At 40.9% G+C, this 15802-nt stretch carries 19 protein-coding genes; 11 read left to right on the forward strand and 8 right to left on the reverse strand.

Annotation, left to right across the window (positions count from 1 at the left end; translation table 11 throughout):
- Window positions 1-68: 68 nt before the first annotated feature.
- Window positions 69-542 (reverse strand): 23S rRNA (pseudouridine(1915)-N(3))-methyltransferase RlmH, encoded by a 474-nt coding sequence (gene rlmH, locus BC751_RS03285; protein WP_130274308.1) that lies wholly within the window; start codon window positions 540-542, stop codon window positions 69-71.
- Window positions 543-755: 213 nt separating this feature from the next.
- On the opposite strand from rlmH, the gene BC751_RS03290 reads away from it, so the two are divergent.
- Window positions 756-1256 carry a fasciclin domain-containing protein gene (locus tag BC751_RS03290; RefSeq protein ID WP_130274309.1) on the forward strand — a complete coding sequence of 167 codons (501 nt, stop codon included), beginning with the start codon at window positions 756-758 and terminating at the stop codon, window positions 1254-1256.
- A gap of 46 nt (window positions 1257-1302) precedes the next feature.
- Here the strand turns inward: BC751_RS03290 and BC751_RS03295 are convergent, their stop codons facing one another.
- Window positions 1303-1776, reverse strand: a complete 474-nt coding sequence (locus tag BC751_RS03295; protein WP_130274310.1) for a YcxB family protein — start codon at window positions 1774-1776, stop codon at window positions 1303-1305.
- 169 nt (window positions 1777-1945) lie between these two features.
- Between BC751_RS03295 and BC751_RS03300 the strand changes: the two genes are divergently transcribed.
- Window positions 1946-2176: a hypothetical protein gene (locus tag BC751_RS03300; protein ID WP_130274311.1), complete on the forward strand. Its 231-nt coding sequence runs from the start codon at window positions 1946-1948 to the stop codon at window positions 2174-2176.
- Here the strand turns inward: BC751_RS03300 and BC751_RS03305 are convergent.
- Together BC751_RS03305 and BC751_RS03310 are read right to left on the reverse strand one after the other, a co-directional pair.
- The gene (locus BC751_RS03305; protein ID WP_130274312.1) at window positions 2173-2592 is read right to left on the reverse strand and encodes a Fur family transcriptional regulator; all 420 of its coding nucleotides are present in this window, start codon (window positions 2590-2592) and stop codon (window positions 2173-2175) included. The two genes, BC751_RS03300 and BC751_RS03305, sit on opposite strands and share 4 nt — an antisense overlap.
- Before the next feature lie 167 nt (window positions 2593-2759).
- Entirely contained in the window at window positions 2760-5297 is a 2538-nt protein-coding gene (locus BC751_RS03310) for a zinc-dependent metalloprotease (protein WP_130274313.1), read from the reverse strand.
- Window positions 5298-5411: 114 nt separating this feature from the next.
- Here BC751_RS03310 and BC751_RS03315 point away from each other — a divergent pair, with 114 nt between their 5' ends.
- Window positions 5412-6533, forward strand: a complete 1122-nt coding sequence (locus BC751_RS03315) for an NAD(P)/FAD-dependent oxidoreductase (protein WP_130274314.1) — start codon at window positions 5412-5414, stop codon at window positions 6531-6533.
- Here the strand turns inward: BC751_RS03315 and BC751_RS03320 are convergent, their stop codons facing one another.
- Window positions 6534-7424, reverse strand: coding sequence for a UbiA family prenyltransferase (locus BC751_RS03320; protein WP_130274315.1), 891 nt, complete (start codon window positions 7422-7424; stop codon window positions 6534-6536).
- A gap of 88 nt (window positions 7425-7512) precedes the next feature.
- Between BC751_RS03320 and BC751_RS03325 the strand changes: the two genes are divergently transcribed.
- Genes BC751_RS03325 through BC751_RS03335 form a run of 3 tightly spaced genes read left to right on the forward strand, consistent with a single transcriptional unit; the run spans window position 7513 to window position 10185 of the window.
- Window positions 7513-8592, forward strand: a complete 1080-nt coding sequence (locus BC751_RS03325; RefSeq protein ID WP_130274316.1) for a type III polyketide synthase — start codon at window positions 7513-7515, stop codon at window positions 8590-8592.
- Complete coding sequence (locus BC751_RS03330) at window positions 8589-9296, forward strand: methyltransferase domain-containing protein (protein WP_130274317.1); 708 nt, start codon at window positions 8589-8591, stop codon at window positions 9294-9296. Before BC751_RS03325 ends, BC751_RS03330 begins: the two co-directional genes overlap by 4 nt.
- A 43-nt stretch (window positions 9297-9339) precedes the next feature.
- Entirely contained in the window at window positions 9340-10185 is an 846-nt protein-coding gene (locus BC751_RS03335; protein ID WP_130274318.1) for a mechanosensitive ion channel family protein, read from the forward strand.
- A 39-nt stretch (window positions 10186-10224) separates the two neighbouring features.
- Here the strand turns inward: BC751_RS03335 and BC751_RS03340 are convergent, their stop codons facing one another.
- Both BC751_RS03340 and BC751_RS03345 read right to left on the reverse strand, forming a co-directional pair.
- Window positions 10225-10404: a hypothetical protein gene (locus tag BC751_RS03340; RefSeq protein ID WP_130274319.1), complete on the reverse strand. Its 180-nt coding sequence runs from the start codon at window positions 10402-10404 to the stop codon at window positions 10225-10227.
- Window positions 10405-10437: 33 nt separating this feature from the next.
- Window positions 10438-10890, reverse strand: a complete 453-nt coding sequence (locus BC751_RS03345; RefSeq protein WP_130274320.1) for a hypothetical protein — start codon at window positions 10888-10890, stop codon at window positions 10438-10440.
- Window positions 10891-11067: 177 nt separating this feature from the next.
- Between BC751_RS03345 and BC751_RS03350 the strand changes: the two genes are divergently transcribed.
- The 5 genes from BC751_RS03350 (at window position 11068) to BC751_RS03370 (ending at window position 15103) form a co-directional block, all read left to right on the forward strand.
- A complete protein-coding gene (locus BC751_RS03350; RefSeq protein ID WP_130274321.1) occupies window positions 11068-12822 on the forward strand; it encodes a MutS-related protein in 1755 nt (584 codons plus the stop codon).
- 68 nt (window positions 12823-12890) lie between these two features.
- On the forward strand, window positions 12891-13043 hold the full coding sequence (locus tag BC751_RS03355) for a lmo0937 family membrane protein (protein WP_130274322.1): 153 nt from the start codon (window positions 12891-12893) through the stop codon (window positions 13041-13043).
- A gap of 113 nt (window positions 13044-13156) precedes the next feature.
- Window positions 13157-14296 (forward strand): 5-(carboxyamino)imidazole ribonucleotide synthase, encoded by a 1140-nt coding sequence (locus BC751_RS03360; protein ID WP_130274323.1) that lies wholly within the window; start codon window positions 13157-13159, stop codon window positions 14294-14296.
- 5 nt (window positions 14297-14301) lie between these two features.
- Window positions 14302-14817: a 5-(carboxyamino)imidazole ribonucleotide mutase gene (gene purE, locus BC751_RS03365; protein WP_130274324.1), complete on the forward strand. Its 516-nt coding sequence runs from the start codon at window positions 14302-14304 to the stop codon at window positions 14815-14817.
- An 85-nt stretch (window positions 14818-14902) separates the two neighbouring features.
- On the forward strand, window positions 14903-15103 hold the full coding sequence (locus tag BC751_RS03370; RefSeq protein ID WP_130274325.1) for a hypothetical protein: 201 nt from the start codon (window positions 14903-14905) through the stop codon (window positions 15101-15103).
- A 204-nt stretch (window positions 15104-15307) separates the two neighbouring features.
- On the opposite strand, the gene BC751_RS03375 is transcribed toward BC751_RS03370, so the two are convergent.
- Window positions 15308-15670, reverse strand: coding sequence for a DUF3127 domain-containing protein (locus BC751_RS03375; protein WP_130274326.1), 363 nt, complete (start codon window positions 15668-15670; stop codon window positions 15308-15310).
- Window positions 15671-15802: the final 132 nt, after the last annotated feature.

Consider the following 15802-nt stretch of genomic DNA (forward strand, 5'->3'; position numbering starts at 1 on the left):
TTGGATGTATCCTAAAAAGGAAGGCAATGACTGCTAAAGGTATAAATTTGATGGATTATAAAAATGGTTTATTGATGGTGGTAAGGTTCATTTTTCAAAATGGTGTAAGCCCTGTATAGCTGTTCGATAAAAAACACCCTGATCATTTGATGGGAAAAAGTCATTTTTGAAAGGGAAAGTTTGGCGTTCGCACGTTGATAAACAGCTTCAGAAAAACCATAAGGTCCCCCTATCACAAAAATCAATTGTTTCAATCCGGAATTCATCTTCTTTTGAAGGAACTGGGAAAATTCCACAGACCCAAATTGTTTACCATTTTCATCCAAAAGAATAAGTTCATCAGCAGGCTGAACCTTTTTCAAGATCAATTCTCCTTCTTTTTCTTTTTGCACAGATTCGCTTAAACTTTTGGCATTTTTGATATCCGGTAAGGTTTCCAAATCAAATTTCACATAATGCCCTAATCGCTTCGCATATTCTTCAACAAGCTGCTGAATGGAAGCATGGTCAGTCTTTCCTATGGCCAACAATCTGATCTGCATGACCCAAAAATACTCGGTATTTATGAATTCCTTCTATAAAACCTTATTGGATAGCTACCGCTCATCATTTTTAAAAAATTAAGCGGAAATTTTCTGTGTATCAATTTTACCATAAAGGAAACGAATAACAAATCAGGGAAAATTTATAAAATTCTGAAAAACAATGCATTAACACACATGCTTTTATATTCAGAAAACTAAACTATTCTACCCATGAAAAAATTAATGACCTTCGCAGTCTTGCTTACTTTTTTTGTAAGCTCTGCATTTCAAGTTAATCCAAAGCATGATGTGCATGCTGAAAATGACATCGTGGACTTAGCGGTGCAAACGGACATTTTATCCACTTTAGTGGCAGCAGTCCAGGCCGGTGACCTAGTAGATGTTCTAAAAGGTGATGGGCCTTTTACGGTATTTGCACCTACCAATGAGGCCTTTGCAAAACTCCCTGCCGGAACTGTGGAAACCTTGCTGAAACCAGAAAACAAAGCGCAACTGGTAGCCGTTTTGACCTACCATGTCGTACCGGGCAAAGTTTATTCCAAAGACCTTAAAGACGGCATGAAAGCCAAAACTGCCCAAGGTGCTGAGTTAAGCATTTCCCTCAAAGATGGAAAAGCTAAGGTTAACAATGCAACTGTAGCGGTTGCTGACATTGAAGCGTCCAATGGGGTAATACATGTAATAGACACGGTCATCCTGCCTCCCATGTGATGAAGTTGAAAAAATAAAAAGCCTGCCGAATATAGCAGGCTTTTTTTTATTTGATCAATTCCTTTCTTTTCAAAATGGTTTCCACAAACTTCTTTTCATTATCTGAATTGAAGATCTTATAAGGAAGGTGGATAAACTGTGCTTTGGACATGGTCAGGATAAAGGCATCTTTGGTCATTTCAGCCTTTTTAATCATATCCCATTTGATCGGCATGCCCTGTTTGGTATTCAATTTCATCAGGATCTGTCTGCTGTCTATTTCATACGACATCTTTTCAAATATCACCTTATTCTGCTCCATTTGTGTGACACCGGCAAACTGGATCAACCAAAAAACCCAATATAAAATATAAGCCAATAATGCCATGCTGATCCACCACCAGGAAGGAATCCAAAAATAACCACAGGCAATTGCGATGGCAATCAAAGCCACCCACCATTGTTCCTTAAGGATATTCATCAGACCCAACTTGATATAAGTCCCGGTTTCTAATTGATATTTTTTAGTCTTTACTATCATCACATAAAATTTTCAGAGCGCAAATATCCTATTATATCCAGTATTTCACAAATCAGACCATCAACCTAAAAAAAAATTCTGGCATTTAATCAATCAAAATTGATTGTATAAGAGTTAATTCATTGACTTCTAACTTCAAAAGTATTAACTTAAGAAGAAAATTGAGTGTATGAGTAGCCTGGTAATTGATTTGGTATTGTGTGGTTTCGCCTATGTGGTGCTGATTTACTTTGTGGCTACCATGACGAAATCAAAAATTTCCCGTAAAGACAGCAACAATGATGATGGGGATGGCGGTATAGAAGACTTGTCTCCTCCAAAAATAGATCTACCTCCTGGAGTTATTTGGCCTTCGGATGTTCCAAAAAACAAAAAACGGACTGAGCATATAGAGGTTTAACTGCATTTATTACAAACCCCCGTCACCAATAAATTCACCTCTTTTCCTAAAAACCCCTCAGGGAGATTGACCTTGGGAAGACTGATCTCATCTATACAAATTGTCCTGCCACATTTTTCACATTTGAAATGCACATGCTCATGATCATGGGAATGGTGATCGTCATGTCCATGGGCACAAAGTGCATACTTGGTAGCTCCACTGTCGTCCAGAACTTTATGGATTAGATCCGTTTCAAGAAAAGTCTTCAAAGTCCTGTAAATGGTCACCCGGTCGAATTCCTCTTTTAAGATTTCTTCAAGATCTGAATGGGAAAGGGCAGATTTTTTATCCAGAAAAGTCCTCAAAACTTCCTTTCTACAGCTCGTAATACGCAGTTTATGATCCTGAAGGATTTTAGTAGGGCTAGTTGCCATTTGCTTTATGTTACTCCTATGCGTAAAAATAAAGATATTTTCCTGAATGGAAAGGATTTATCCCCTTGCATAAACCCCATGAAAAAAGAAAGACCCCTGAATTTGTCAAATTCTCTATTTGCTAAAAAACAAGAAAAAGCCAAAATCAGAGGTCAAATTACAAATGATTATTTAGGTTCAAGAATTTTCTTGATCCTCTCCAATACATCTTCCAGATGTGCTTTGGACATTCTGTCCGAAGCATTGGGAAGTGCAGCTGTAACTTGCCTTTGGAGGGTTTTCAATTCTGCCCTTGCCATCGGCCTGATGTCAGACTGGGAAGCATTGATCTGAGGACCCACCCTTGTTCTAAACTGTACAGGCACTACGGGCTCATTTCCTGTCAGCAGCAGCTCCAGTCTTTCGATATGGGCGCGTTGCAAACTCCTACGATGAACATCTATTTTTCTGCCTGTAGACAATTCCGACCAAATCCCTGCACGCAGATCATCAAACAACTCGGACATGCTGTAGGCATTCCTTCCATTTAAAACCTCATTTTCAATCACCCTTCCTAATCTTCCCCATTCCAAAATGCCATTAAGGGTAGTTACCTGAACATTACGTATTCTCTCCAGGTGCCCAAAATCCCCAATTCTGGAAAGTATATCCTCATCCATCAGCCAGGAAGGGGTGGCAAAAAGTTCTTTGTTCAGAAACTGAACAGCCCTTCTTTGGGTAGCCTTATCCACATGCAGGTAAACGGGGTCTCCTTGTCCGGCTGATTTGTACATCTCATAAACACCCCCTACATTGGTTCTGACATGGCCCATATATCGGTTGAACTGACCGATTACTTGCCCATACATTTCATTTAGATCGCTGTAATCCTTGTAGGGTTTGTCCTCCTCCGCGGTCCATGCCATCAGATTTGGTAGAATGACTTTCAGGTTTTTGATACCATAATCTGAGGCTTTCATGGCATCGTCTCCCAAATCCTCACTTTGTGAACTTGGGTCATAAGGGTTGCCCTGCCTTCCAAACCTGTAAACCGGATCATCCTGTTTAGCAAGAATCCAATTGTTCAACACAGGCTGTTCTTCTTCCGGGGTTTTGGCGTCCAAAATCGGTCTGTATCCCCACATGATGGAGTATTTGTCATAAGGTCCCACGTTTGGCATCAAAGAAACATCTTTATCTCCAGGCTGTGCTATATAATTGAACCTGGCGTAATCCATAATGGAGGGAGCCGTACCAAACTCTCTGGTAAAGGTAGCAGAGCGCAGGGAATCCACAGGATAAGCATGGGAAGAAGCAAAATTATGCGGTAAACCTAAAGTATGGCCGACCTCGTGTGCTGATACAAAACGGATCAATCTCCCCATAACCTCTTCCCTGAATTTCACTCCCCTGGCTTCAGGGTTGACAGCTGCAGTTTGGATAAAGAACCAATTGCGCAAAAGGTTCATCACATTGTGGTACCAACCTATATCGGACTCTATAATTTCACCGGATCTTGGATCAGATACGTGAGGTCCATAAGCATTCTGGATATCCGAAGCAAAATACCGGATGACGGAATACCTGGCATCTTCCGGACTCCAATCCGGATCCTCCTCCTTACTTGGCGGATCTTTGGCTAAAATGGCATTTTTGAAACCAGCTTCCTCAAATGCTGCATTCCAATCTTCTACACCCTGCTTTAGATAAGGTCTCCACTTTTCCGGAGTTGCAGGATCAATATAAAAAACAATGGGCTTTTTAGGCTCTACCAACTCACCATTTCTGAACTTTTCATAGTCCTCTTCCTTTACTTCCAACCTCCACCGGTTGAGGTATGTCCTTTGGGTAGCCTTTTGCTCGTCCAGACCGTAATCTATGACAGAGCGGGTAAACCAACCTACCCTACTGTCTGCCAATCGCTGCATCATGGGCTCTTTTGGAAGCAAAACCATAGAAGAGTTCATTTCTACGGTGATCAATCCCGTACTTCCGTTTGAAGGAGGTTCAGCCGCAACATATGTCATCACATACCTGGCTTCGATATTCATAGGGTATGGGCTGATCCTTTCGATATAAGAACGCTCATTGTCCAGGCGGGATACCTTGAATTCGGTCCTACGGTTTCTGGGTAAACCCAATGCTTGAACATCCTTGCTGAAAAGGTCTGTCACCTCAATCACTGCACCATTTCCATCTTTAGATTTGGCCTTGATATCAAATTTCTGAAGTATAGGTTCAAGGTTGGAACTCCTCACAGCCGTGAATATTGGAAGCGAATCCGCTGCTGTATTGCTGTAGGAAACCACTTTTAAAAGGACATTATCTCCATTTTTATCCCATCTTACCAAAAGGGTATTCGTTCTTTCTCCTCCATATCCTATCCCATCAGCAGTTTTTGCTATGGTGGTTACAATCAACATTTCCCTTCCCATCAATGAATCAGGGATTTCGTAATAGTACTTTCCTTCTATCTCATGGACTTTAAAAAGCCCGTCTTTGGATTTGGCTTTGGCGGTAATGACCTCTTCATAAGGCTTGATGCCATTTCTCGCTGCACCTGGCCTGGGTGCAGGCGGCGCAGCCTGAGCCGCTGGTGCCGGTTGATTGGTGGTTTCTTTTTTCTTTTTTTTCTGGGCAAAGGCATCCTCAGATAAAAATGCCATCCCCAGCATCAAGAAAAAAAGAAGCCCCTTTTTTAAGCTCATTTGGGTAAACTTCTTCATGTTTTATTAGTTGAATGAAAATTAACTTTTGAATATAACCAGTTGAAGGAGCTTATTCTTAATTTAAACAGGTGAAATTTGATAAACGGTAGATCCTACCAATAAAAGGCAGGTATGGCAGAACAATTCCGGGAAATAATCATTATTGGTGGGGGGCTTGCAGGACTGATAGCTGCACATCAGCTTTCAAAATCAGGTAAAGAGGTTCTTTTGATTGAGAAAAAAAACTATCCCTTTCACCGTGTATGTGGGGAATATATCTCCAATGAAGTGAGGGGTTTTTTGATAAGGGAAAGCCTTTTCCCAAAAGAATTTTTCCCAGCCGAAATCGGTAAGTTCAGACTGAGCTCTGTAAAAGGGGAAATGGCAGAAATGGATCTTGATATGGGAGGTTTTGGGATCAGCCGTTATGTACTGGATGAATTTCTCTTTCATAAATCCAAAACTGCCGGGGCGGAATTTCTACTTCAGGCACAAGCCGAGTCCATCGATTTTTTACCGGATGAAGATAGATTCCGAATAGTGTTGAACGATGGAAGGATTTTCTACAGCAAACATGTTTTGGGAGCTTTTGGCAAGAGATCCAAGATCGACAAATACCTTGACAGGAACTTTATCCGCTCAAGGTCTCCCTATATCGGAGTTAAATACCATATCCGCATCGATTATGAAAAAGACCTGGTAGCCCTGCATAATTTTGAAGGAGGTTATTGCGGCATCAACAGGATCGAACAGGAAAAATTTAACCTCTGTTATTTGGGATCTAAAGATCATCTTCGGAAATACGGTAATATTCAGGACATGGAAAAAGAGGTCTTGTACAAAAATCCCCACCTGAAAACCATCTTCGAAAATGCAGAATTTCTTTTTGAAAAACCCGAGGTAATCAATGAAGTGGATTTCTCCCCCAAATTGCCGGTAGAAAACCATATCTTAATGCTAGGAGATGCGGCAGGTCTAATCACTCCACTATGCGGTAATGGGATGGCCATTGCCATCCATTCAGGGAAGATAGCGGCAGAGATTTTGATCACAAACCTCAGCCGTCCGGAAATTGAAAAAGCCTACCTCTCCGAATGGTCCAGACAGTTCAAAAGCCGGTTGTGGCTTGGAAGAAGGGTTCAATGGCTTTTTGGGGCGAATAAAGTTTCAGATTTTGCTGTCAGTTTGGTCCGAAATTCCGGTCTTATTGCCCGGGCAATCATGAAGAACACCCATGGTCCAGTCATCAAATGATCAAAAAACCTGTAAAATCTGGGTGTTTTCAAGAAAATACCAAATGAAGAAAGCATTCAGGGCAATACCTGAAATACGGTTCATCCACATGGCCCAGGTGTAATTGGCATATTGCACTTCATCCTTTCGGACAAAGGAAAACCATACAATAAAATACAGGATCACGGGCAACATCGACAGCAAAAAACCATAGGTCGCAGTAAACTGGCCTCTCTGAATAAAAAACCAGGCAAAAGCCAGACCTGAGATGAAAAACCAAACCGCGGAAAACGAAAACGTTCCTTTCACCCCCAATTTAAGACTCAAGGTCTTGTCTCCCCTTTTGGCATCTTCCTCGTGCTGGTACACTTGAGTAAGCGGATAGGAACCCCAAAGCATCAATGAAGTCAGGATTCCAGGGATGATTACATGGGATCGGGTGAATATTTCCCAACCAAAATCACTCAAGCCTGCATAAGCCATACAGAAAGTAAAAAAACCTTGGAATAATCCGGCTATAATCCAGCTCGGATAGGCATACTTTTTCAGACGGATCGAAGGGTGGCTATATGCCATCGACACCAGCCCGTAAAGAAGCATCATCGAAGCAAACTGCCAATTGATCAGCAATCCCAACCCAAGGGCAACAAGAAAAAACAAAAGAGATAAATAATAAAGTCCAAGAGTAACTTTAGGCGGATTTCTCAGACCTCCAATACTTTTTTCGTCTTTGTCAAAATAGCTGTTATAGCCATTACTAGAGGGATAAAGAAATAAATGCAGCGCTATCAATACGATCAGGATCCTTTCTCCATTGTGATTTGGTGTCATAGCCAAAGCAAAAAAGAACACTGGCATCAGATAAAAAGAAAAAGGAATGCGCAAATGCTTCCAGTTGGACCACTTCAACATATTTGTCTATTTAATTTTTTAACTTTTAGCTTGGGGATATGTTTAATCTGCGGTACTCAATTTAGAAAAATTAGTTTAACTTCAATCAATGAACAGTCATTTAGTAAGCATAGGTACCGCCAATCCGGGAGAGGGCATTCCTCAGATGCAGATCAGCAATTTTATGAAAATCGCCCACGGACTGGATGAGGCGGGATCAAGGGTTCTGAATTTTGTTTACCGTCAATCAGGTATCGACCAAAGGTTCAGTGTACTGGAGGATTTTAGGTACGACAATCCAGAACTATTTGAATTCTTTCCGAAGAATAAAGAACTCAGTCCTTTTCCGGGTACCAAAAAAAGGATGGAAGTTTTTCAGGCCAGAGGCTTTGATCTGACCAAAAGCGCTGTCATGCAATGTCTCCAAAACGGCTTGTGCTACCCCAATGAGGTGACACATTTGATCTTGGTTTCATGTACGGGCATGTTTGCCCCAGGTCTGGAACTGAAAATTATCCATGAGATGGGCTTAAGGACAGACATCGAACGCTATGCCATACATTTTATGGGCTGTTATGCCGCATTCAACGCCCTGAAACTGGCAGATAAAATCTGTCAGGCCAAGTCCAAAGCGAAAGTCCTTGTCATTTCCGTGGAATTATGTACCATTCATTTCCAGAAGGAATATACAGAAGACAATTTATTGGCCAATGCCATCTTTGGTGACGGGGCAGCTGCGGCCCTTGTCACAGGATCCAAAAGCGGATTGGCTATTCAGAAATATGATTCCCAGTTGTTTAAAAACGGGGAAGAAGATATGGCATGGACTATCGGGGATTTTGGCTTTGAGATGAAATTGAGCAAATATGTCCCGGAGCTCCTGCATAGAGGTCTGCAAAAAATTCAAGATCATTTGGAAAAGCGATTCCACATTTCCGAGATAAAGAATTTCGCTATCCATCCTGGAGGAAAACAGATCCTCCAAAAAGTGGAGGAAGCATTTGGCATTGGGATGAAGGACAACCGTCACTCCCATGAAGTCTTAAGGAATTCGGGAAACATGTCCTCAGCTTCCATTCTTTTTGTGCTTAAAAAATGGCTGGAGGAGGAAGAAGCTTCCGGTCCTATTTTGGCTATGGGTTTTGGACCAGGCCTTACTTTGGAAACCATGTTGCTGGATAAAGAATGAAGAAATTTGCCCAAAGAAGTTTTGAAAAAGAATGGATGGACGATTTTGAATCGAATGGCCAAGTCTTGGAGCAAACCTTAAAAGAACTGAAAACCATCAACAAATTATTGGGGGGAAACCATGTAACTACTTCTGCCTTGCATCAGGTTTTGCTCAAATATCCTCAAAAGGAATACAAAATTGCAGATTTGGGTTGCGGGGGTGGAGATATGATCCGGATTATGGCGGAATGGGCCAATGAAAATGACCATACCTGTCAGTTTGTGGGCATTGATGCCAATCCAAACATCATCGAATTTGCAAAAAACAATTTATCAGATATTCCTTCTGCTACTTTTCAGATCCAAAATGTGTTTGCTCCCGAATTTGAAAATGAGGTTTTCGATATCATCACCTGTACCTTATTTACCCATCATTTTACCGATCAGGAACTAATTGGACTTTTTAGGACTTGTTTAAATAAGGCTAGATTGGGTATTGTGGTCAATGACCTGCACCGGCACCCTGTAGCTTATGCCAGCATTCGCCTGTTGACAAAATTTTTCTCCAAATCTGAAATGGTCAAAAATGATGGACCATTATCAGTAAAAAAAGCATTTGTCAGAACAGATTTGGAAAGAATTTTGCAGGCCTCCGGAATAAAAAATTATCAGATCACTTGGCATTGGGCATTTAGATGGAGACTGATCATCTTTTGCCAATAAATGCCTTTTTCAAATATTATAAAATCAAAATTTTAAATTATTTATGGAACCCAACCTAAACTTGCAGGAAATCAACGTTTTCAAAGAAAAAGCCATTGAACTTGCTTTTCAATTTGGACCTGTTTTGCTGAAAGCATTAATTCTATTGATTATTGGTAGACAGGTGATTAAATTCCTGATCAGGATTTTGTCGAATGCCCTTGAAAAATATGAGATAGATCCCTCTCTTTCTACCTTCTTCAAAAGCTTCCTTTCTGTCGTCCTTTGGGTAGTACTCCTGATCAGTGTGGCTACAACCCTTGGCATGCAGATGACATCCTTTGTCACCATTTTGGGTGCTGCAGGTCTAGCCGTTGGTTTAGCCTTACAGGGATCTCTTTCCAATTTTGCAGGAGGGGTTTTGATTCTGGTATTCAAGCCCTTTCGGGTAGGAGATACCATCGAAACCCAGGGTCAATTAGGGGCAGTAGAAAGCATTGATATCCTTTATACCAAGATCAGGGTTTTTGATAATAGGGTAATAACTGTACCAAATGGTGCCCTGGCAAACAATATGATCATCAACCTTTCCCAAAAACCCACCCGAAGAGTGGAAATGAAGGTTGGCGTGGCTTATGGCACTGATCTGAAAAAAACCAGGCAGGTTATATTGGATGTGCTAAAAAAAGATGAGCGTATCCACGAGGACCCGGCAGCTGTGGTTTATTTTACCAACTTCGGCGACAGTTCATTAGACCTGACCATTAGATGTTGGGTCGATGCTGCAGATCTTTGGCCGGTATATTGGGACAATATGGAAGCCATCAAAGAAGCTTTTGAGGCCAATGATATTGAAATTCCTTTCCCACAAAGAGATGTACATCATTATTATCCTGAAGGGAAAAAATAAAAGAAAAACCAAAAGAATAAGGCCGGTGAATTACCGGCCTTATTCTTTTGTACCCTTTTGGTTTTCGGGAACACTTGACTTTTTCTTCTTATTCCCACCTGAGGCACATCCAATGTTTTTGGTCAGGTCCACATCTTGGGGGATTCCTCCAAAACCTTCGCTGAAATCCCATTCCTCAGCAAAATCCTGAGCTTTTTCTTTTGGTTTTTTATTTTTCATGTTCCACCCTTCGAAAGGCTTTGATTATTGGGGTCAGTCTAAAATAATTTCCGCATCCAACAGAATGAAATTCAACTCATCAATATCATCTTCGTTCAGTTTCAACTTGCCCCTGATTTTGACAATTTCATCCATTTTGATTCTCCTGGCAGGCTTCTTTTTGAGATAGCCTACAAGGATACTTTCAGGACCTGCTCCTCCACAAAAGAAGCATTCCGCATTAGGAAATTTCGACACCACTGCAATATCGGAATTGTTCATTTCCAGAGGAATATAAAACCCAGAAACGGTAACAACCTTACCCTCCATGGCCTTCAATTCATCAGGAAACTTTGGGTAAAGAAAATACATGCCAAACTCCCTATTGAGTTTCTCAATAAACCTCGTTTTTGCAAAAATAGCCCACATATTATCTTCCTGGGGAAAGGTAAATGCGCTGGCCATTGTTATAACAATCAAGCTTGCCGCTATTATTCTTTTCGTCATAATCCAGTTTGGATAAGGGTTTCCTAAGCTAAAGCATCCTATGTCCTCCAATATTCTACCAAAGTTAAAAACAGGATTTATAAGATTTAGTTCAAAGATAGGCAACAAAATCGCCCCATAGGCAACGCAATAAGAATTTATCCCATCATTATTCTTTTACCTGCCTATATTTAACACATGAAATTAGCTGAAGACCTCTATCCATTGCCTGTAAAACTTCATAAAATAAAAAAGAAAGCTGCCATTACCGCAATTTTCCGCTTAATGGTGTTCATCCTCCTATTGGGTTTTCTGATTTTGGGGCTTTCAGAAAACAAGCTTTACCTACTTGCTGTGCCAGTTTGGGGGATAATTTTTATTGGTTTGATTAAGGTTTTCAATCAACTGAAAGATTTGGAGGCCTTCATTTTAGAGGTTCAGGACATGGAAGTTGAGGAAAAAAAACGCCAAGCCAGGGAATTGGGGAGTTTCGATCCGGGAGAGGAGTTTTTGGATAAAGGACATCCTTTTTGCAATGATCTGGATTTATTTGGTCAGCATTCCTTATTCCAACTGATCAACCATACCGTATCCAAAACAGGAAGAAAGCTACTCGCCCAAAACCTGAAAAAACAAATGGATCCGGAAATGGCAAAAATCCAATTTGCTTCAGTGGAGGAACTGAAAAACAAAACAGAACTGATACGGAATTTTGAAGCAGTAGGCAGGGCATTTCTCAAAAAAGAGAAGGACAAGGGCCAATTTTATTCCTGGTTACAACAACCCGAATCTTGGCATAAAGCTTATTTTATTCTGATGATCATTGGGCCATTGGGGGGAATGGGCATAATATTGGCCAGTTTGATGGGATTGGTTGCGTCAGGTTGGCTGGGGCTTTGGATATTATTAGGAACAGTATTCCTGTCCTTGGTTTTTAAAGATTTGAAAAAAGCTTCGGGCATTTGGCCCAATGATGGGGATATCAAAACTTTCCGGATCTGGTCCCAATTATTAGAAAAGGAGAAGTTTGATGAATCCGGATTAAAACATATTCATCACCATTTTGAGGATGGGCAATTTTCAAAGGGACTCCGCTCTTTGGAGCAAATTTCCCTTCTTGTACAAAACAGGATGAATTTTGTGTATTTAATTTTCAACCTGCTGTTCTGGTTGGATTTTTTTGTTTTGTGGCAGCTTAACAGATGGAAGAATTCCTATGGTACTGACCTTTCAGAAATGGAGAAAATATTTGACCATTGGCAGGTATTGGTCTCGCTGTCGGCTTTTTCGCGGGAAATGCAGCTCGAGGGCCAGGTCTTATGGACTGAAAATGACCTGATCCGGTGTAAGTCAATCCAACATCCATTGTTGAAACCATCGCTGGCAGTAGGCAATGATTTTTTTCTGGATGAAAAAATAAAAACCGTATTGCTGACTGGATCGAACATGTCAGGAAAAACCACCTTCATGCGAACCCTTGGTATCAATTTGGTGATGGTAAACCTAGGCCTTAGGCCGATGGCGGCAAAAATGGAAGTTGGTAATTTTTCCCTTTACACTTCTATGAGGAATACTGACAACCTAGGTGAAAGTGTGAGTTCTTTCTATGCAGAACTTTCCAGAATCCGAAAAATCCTGGAGGCAGTGGAAAAAAAGGAAACTGTATTTTATCTGATGGACGAAATCCTGAAAGGAACCAACACGAGAGACAGAATACAGGGAAGTGAGGCATTGATCCGGCAACTTGCAAAAGGTAATGCAAGGGGAATCATTTCCACCCATGACATAGAATTGAGCGAACTTGAGAAAACCTTGCCCTATTTGACCAATTACAGTTTCCACAGCGAAATCCATGAAAATGAAATACAATTTGACTACAAACTGAAAGAAGGTTCATGCCCCAGTTTTAATGCCCACAAACTCATGGAGCTGATGGGAATTAAATTTGAATAAACCCACCTTTGGCACAATCATTGATTTATTAAGCTCATAATCAAATTATTAACCAAAATATAAAAATCATGAGCTCTCTATTGTATTTAATCGCCATTGTCTTGATTATAGGTTGGTTCTTTGGATTCTTTGTTTACAGTCTAAGTGGCCTGATCCATATTTTGTTGGTTTTAGCCGTTATTTCTATCCTTCTCAGATTGATAGGGGGCAGAGCTGTATAAGAACCACGAAGATCAACCCTACAATATATTTAATAGAACTTGTTCCATAATACTTTTAAAGTTTCCTGAAGCTACATTTTTCTGTTATTTTTGGGCAAACAATGCCAATTCCTGTGCAGAAAAATTACCAGCAAAAAACTTTGGGCATCCTGGGGGGTGGTCAACTTGGCCGGATGGTCATTCAGTCTGCCATCAATTATAATATTGACATCCATATCCTAGACCCGGATTCCAACGCCCCTTGTAAAACCATCTGTCAAAAATTCGTTCAGGGAAGCCTGACTGATTTTGATACAGTCTATGCATTTGGAAGGGAATGCGATGTGATCACCATCGAAATAGAAAATGTGAATACCGATGCCTTGGCAAAACTTGCCAAAGAAGGCAAGGAGGTTTATCCCCAGCCCCATTTGATCAAACTGATACAGGACAAAAGATCGCAAAAATCTTTTTACGAAGAGAGGGGCATTCCCACAGCTGAATTTATACTGACAGAAAACAAAGAGGACGTTCACCTTCAGGTAGATTTCCTCCCTGCTGTCAATAAATTAGGCAGAGAAGGATATGATGGTCGTGGGGTACAGATTCTCAAAAGCAAAGAAGAACTGCATAAGGCCTTTGATGCACCAGGCCTTTTGGAAAAACTCATCGATTTTGAAAAAGAAATTTCGGTAATTGTTGCCCGGAATAAGCAAGGAGAGGTTATTACCTATCCGTCCGTGGAATGTTCTTTTCATCCTACGGCCAATCTCGTAGAATTTCTTTTTGCTCCTGCGGAAATATCTCCCGAACTGGAACAAAAAGCCCAAGAAATTGCCAAAAAGGTAATTTTGGAATTGGATCTGATAGGCATATTGGCTGTAGAAATGTTTGTCACCAAAGAAGGGGAAATCCTCGTCAATGAGATTGCCCCGAGGCCCCATAATTCAGGACATCATACCATTGAAGCCAATTTCACTTCCCAGTTTGAACAGCATCTCCGTGCCGTATTGGATATGCCATTGGGCAATACAGATTTAAGATGTCCTGCCGCCATGGTCAATTTACTAGGTGAGGACGGGTACAGTGGAGAAGCCTTTGTCGAAGGTTTAGATGAGGCCATCCGCCAAAAAGGCGTTTATATTCACCTATATGGAAAGAAATTGACCAAGCCCTTTAGAAAAATGGGGCATGTGACACTTTTGGATGAAAACGTAGAACAGCTCAAACAAAGGGCCAAAGAAATTAAAGAAATTATCAAAATAAAAGCCTGAACACCATGAGTGTACAAGTAGGAATCATCATGGGAAGTCAGTCAGACTTACCTGTGATGTCAGAAGCCGCCTTGGCTTTGGAGGAATTGGGGGTTAAATATGAATTGACAGTAGTATCTGCCCATAGGACACCGGAACGCATGGTAGACTATGCCAAATCGGCCAGGGAAAGAGGTCTAAAGGTGATCATTGCCGGAGCAGGAGGAGCGGCCCATTTACCAGGCATGGTTGCTTCGATGACCTCATTGCCCGTCATTGGTGTACCTATCAAATCCTCCAATTCAATTGATGGATGGGACAGTGTGCTGTCCATTCTTCAGATGCCAGGAGGAATACCGGTGGCCACTGTCGCCTTGAATGGCGCCAAAAATGCAGGTATACTTGCGGCTTCCATCGTAGGAGCTTATGATGAGCAGGTTGGCAAAAATCTGGACAATTATAAAAAGTCCCTGAAAGAAAAAGTTGAGGAAGATGCCAAAAAAATTGAAACAAAAGGTTGGAGAAGCGCGTTAAAAAAATAGACATTAATTGAAAGTTTACTAGATTGATTGGTTAGCGGGTCCATTTATGGCCCGCTTTTCTTTTTATTTTTGCATAAAATCGGCCATGGACCTAAAGAAAAACGTCAAATTCAAAATCGGATCAGAAGATTGGGAGATGCCTTTGGGTATCCTGATCCTCTTGATTTTGATAACACTTATCTTAATGATTGGAGGGGCTTATTTGGGCTTTAAATTCGGAGAAAGAATGGCCGGTAATTCCCAACCAGAAGCGATTAGAGAAATTCTTTTTCAGCAACTGACATAAAAAAGGCATTCTTTAAGCCTTTGTTCCACTCTTTTGGAAGGGATACAAATTTAAAGAATGCCAAAATTCTTAAAATCAAAATCGAAATACTGAGCTCAGTTGATAGATTTAGAAGGCCCTACCAAAATCATTTTTTTCGATATTATGCAAAAAGGATTCTAAATGCAACTGAAGAAACTTCCCAATTGGAGGCCTCCTTCTGTATCAGAAGGGAAGGATGTCATCTGCACTTTCATCAGAGAAACTGGTGACATCCGGAACAGCGCTTTTGGTATTAGTTTGGGCTGAAGCAGCACCTGCACCACCCACTTTTTCGATTTTCCAGGCTTTTACATCGGTGTACCATCTTCCATTATATTCTCTGCTTTCAATGTCAATAGAGGCATTTACCTGATCCCCTTGCTTCAGGGCAAACTGATCAATACTGTCTCCCCAAACGGTTATGCACACTTTTTTGGGATAAGTACCCGCTGTTTCCAAAATATATTCCTGTTTTCTCCACTGACCGTTTCTACCGGTGCCATTCATTTCCGGCATGATTTGAATTATTCTTCCACTTATTTCCATATTACTTGTTATTTCCGAAAACGAAGGTAAGGAATTAGCCCCTAATTGCCTTACCAAGTTGAATCAAAATCAAGAAGCAAAAAAAGCGTTGTTAATTCCCAGACTTGGCACAATAAATGCGGTGATTCTTTT

Origin of the sequence: Cecembia calidifontis (genome assembly GCF_004216715.1) — a bacterium.
GTDB classification, from domain to species: Bacteria; Bacteroidota; Bacteroidia; order Cytophagales; family Cyclobacteriaceae; genus Cecembia_A; species Cecembia_A calidifontis.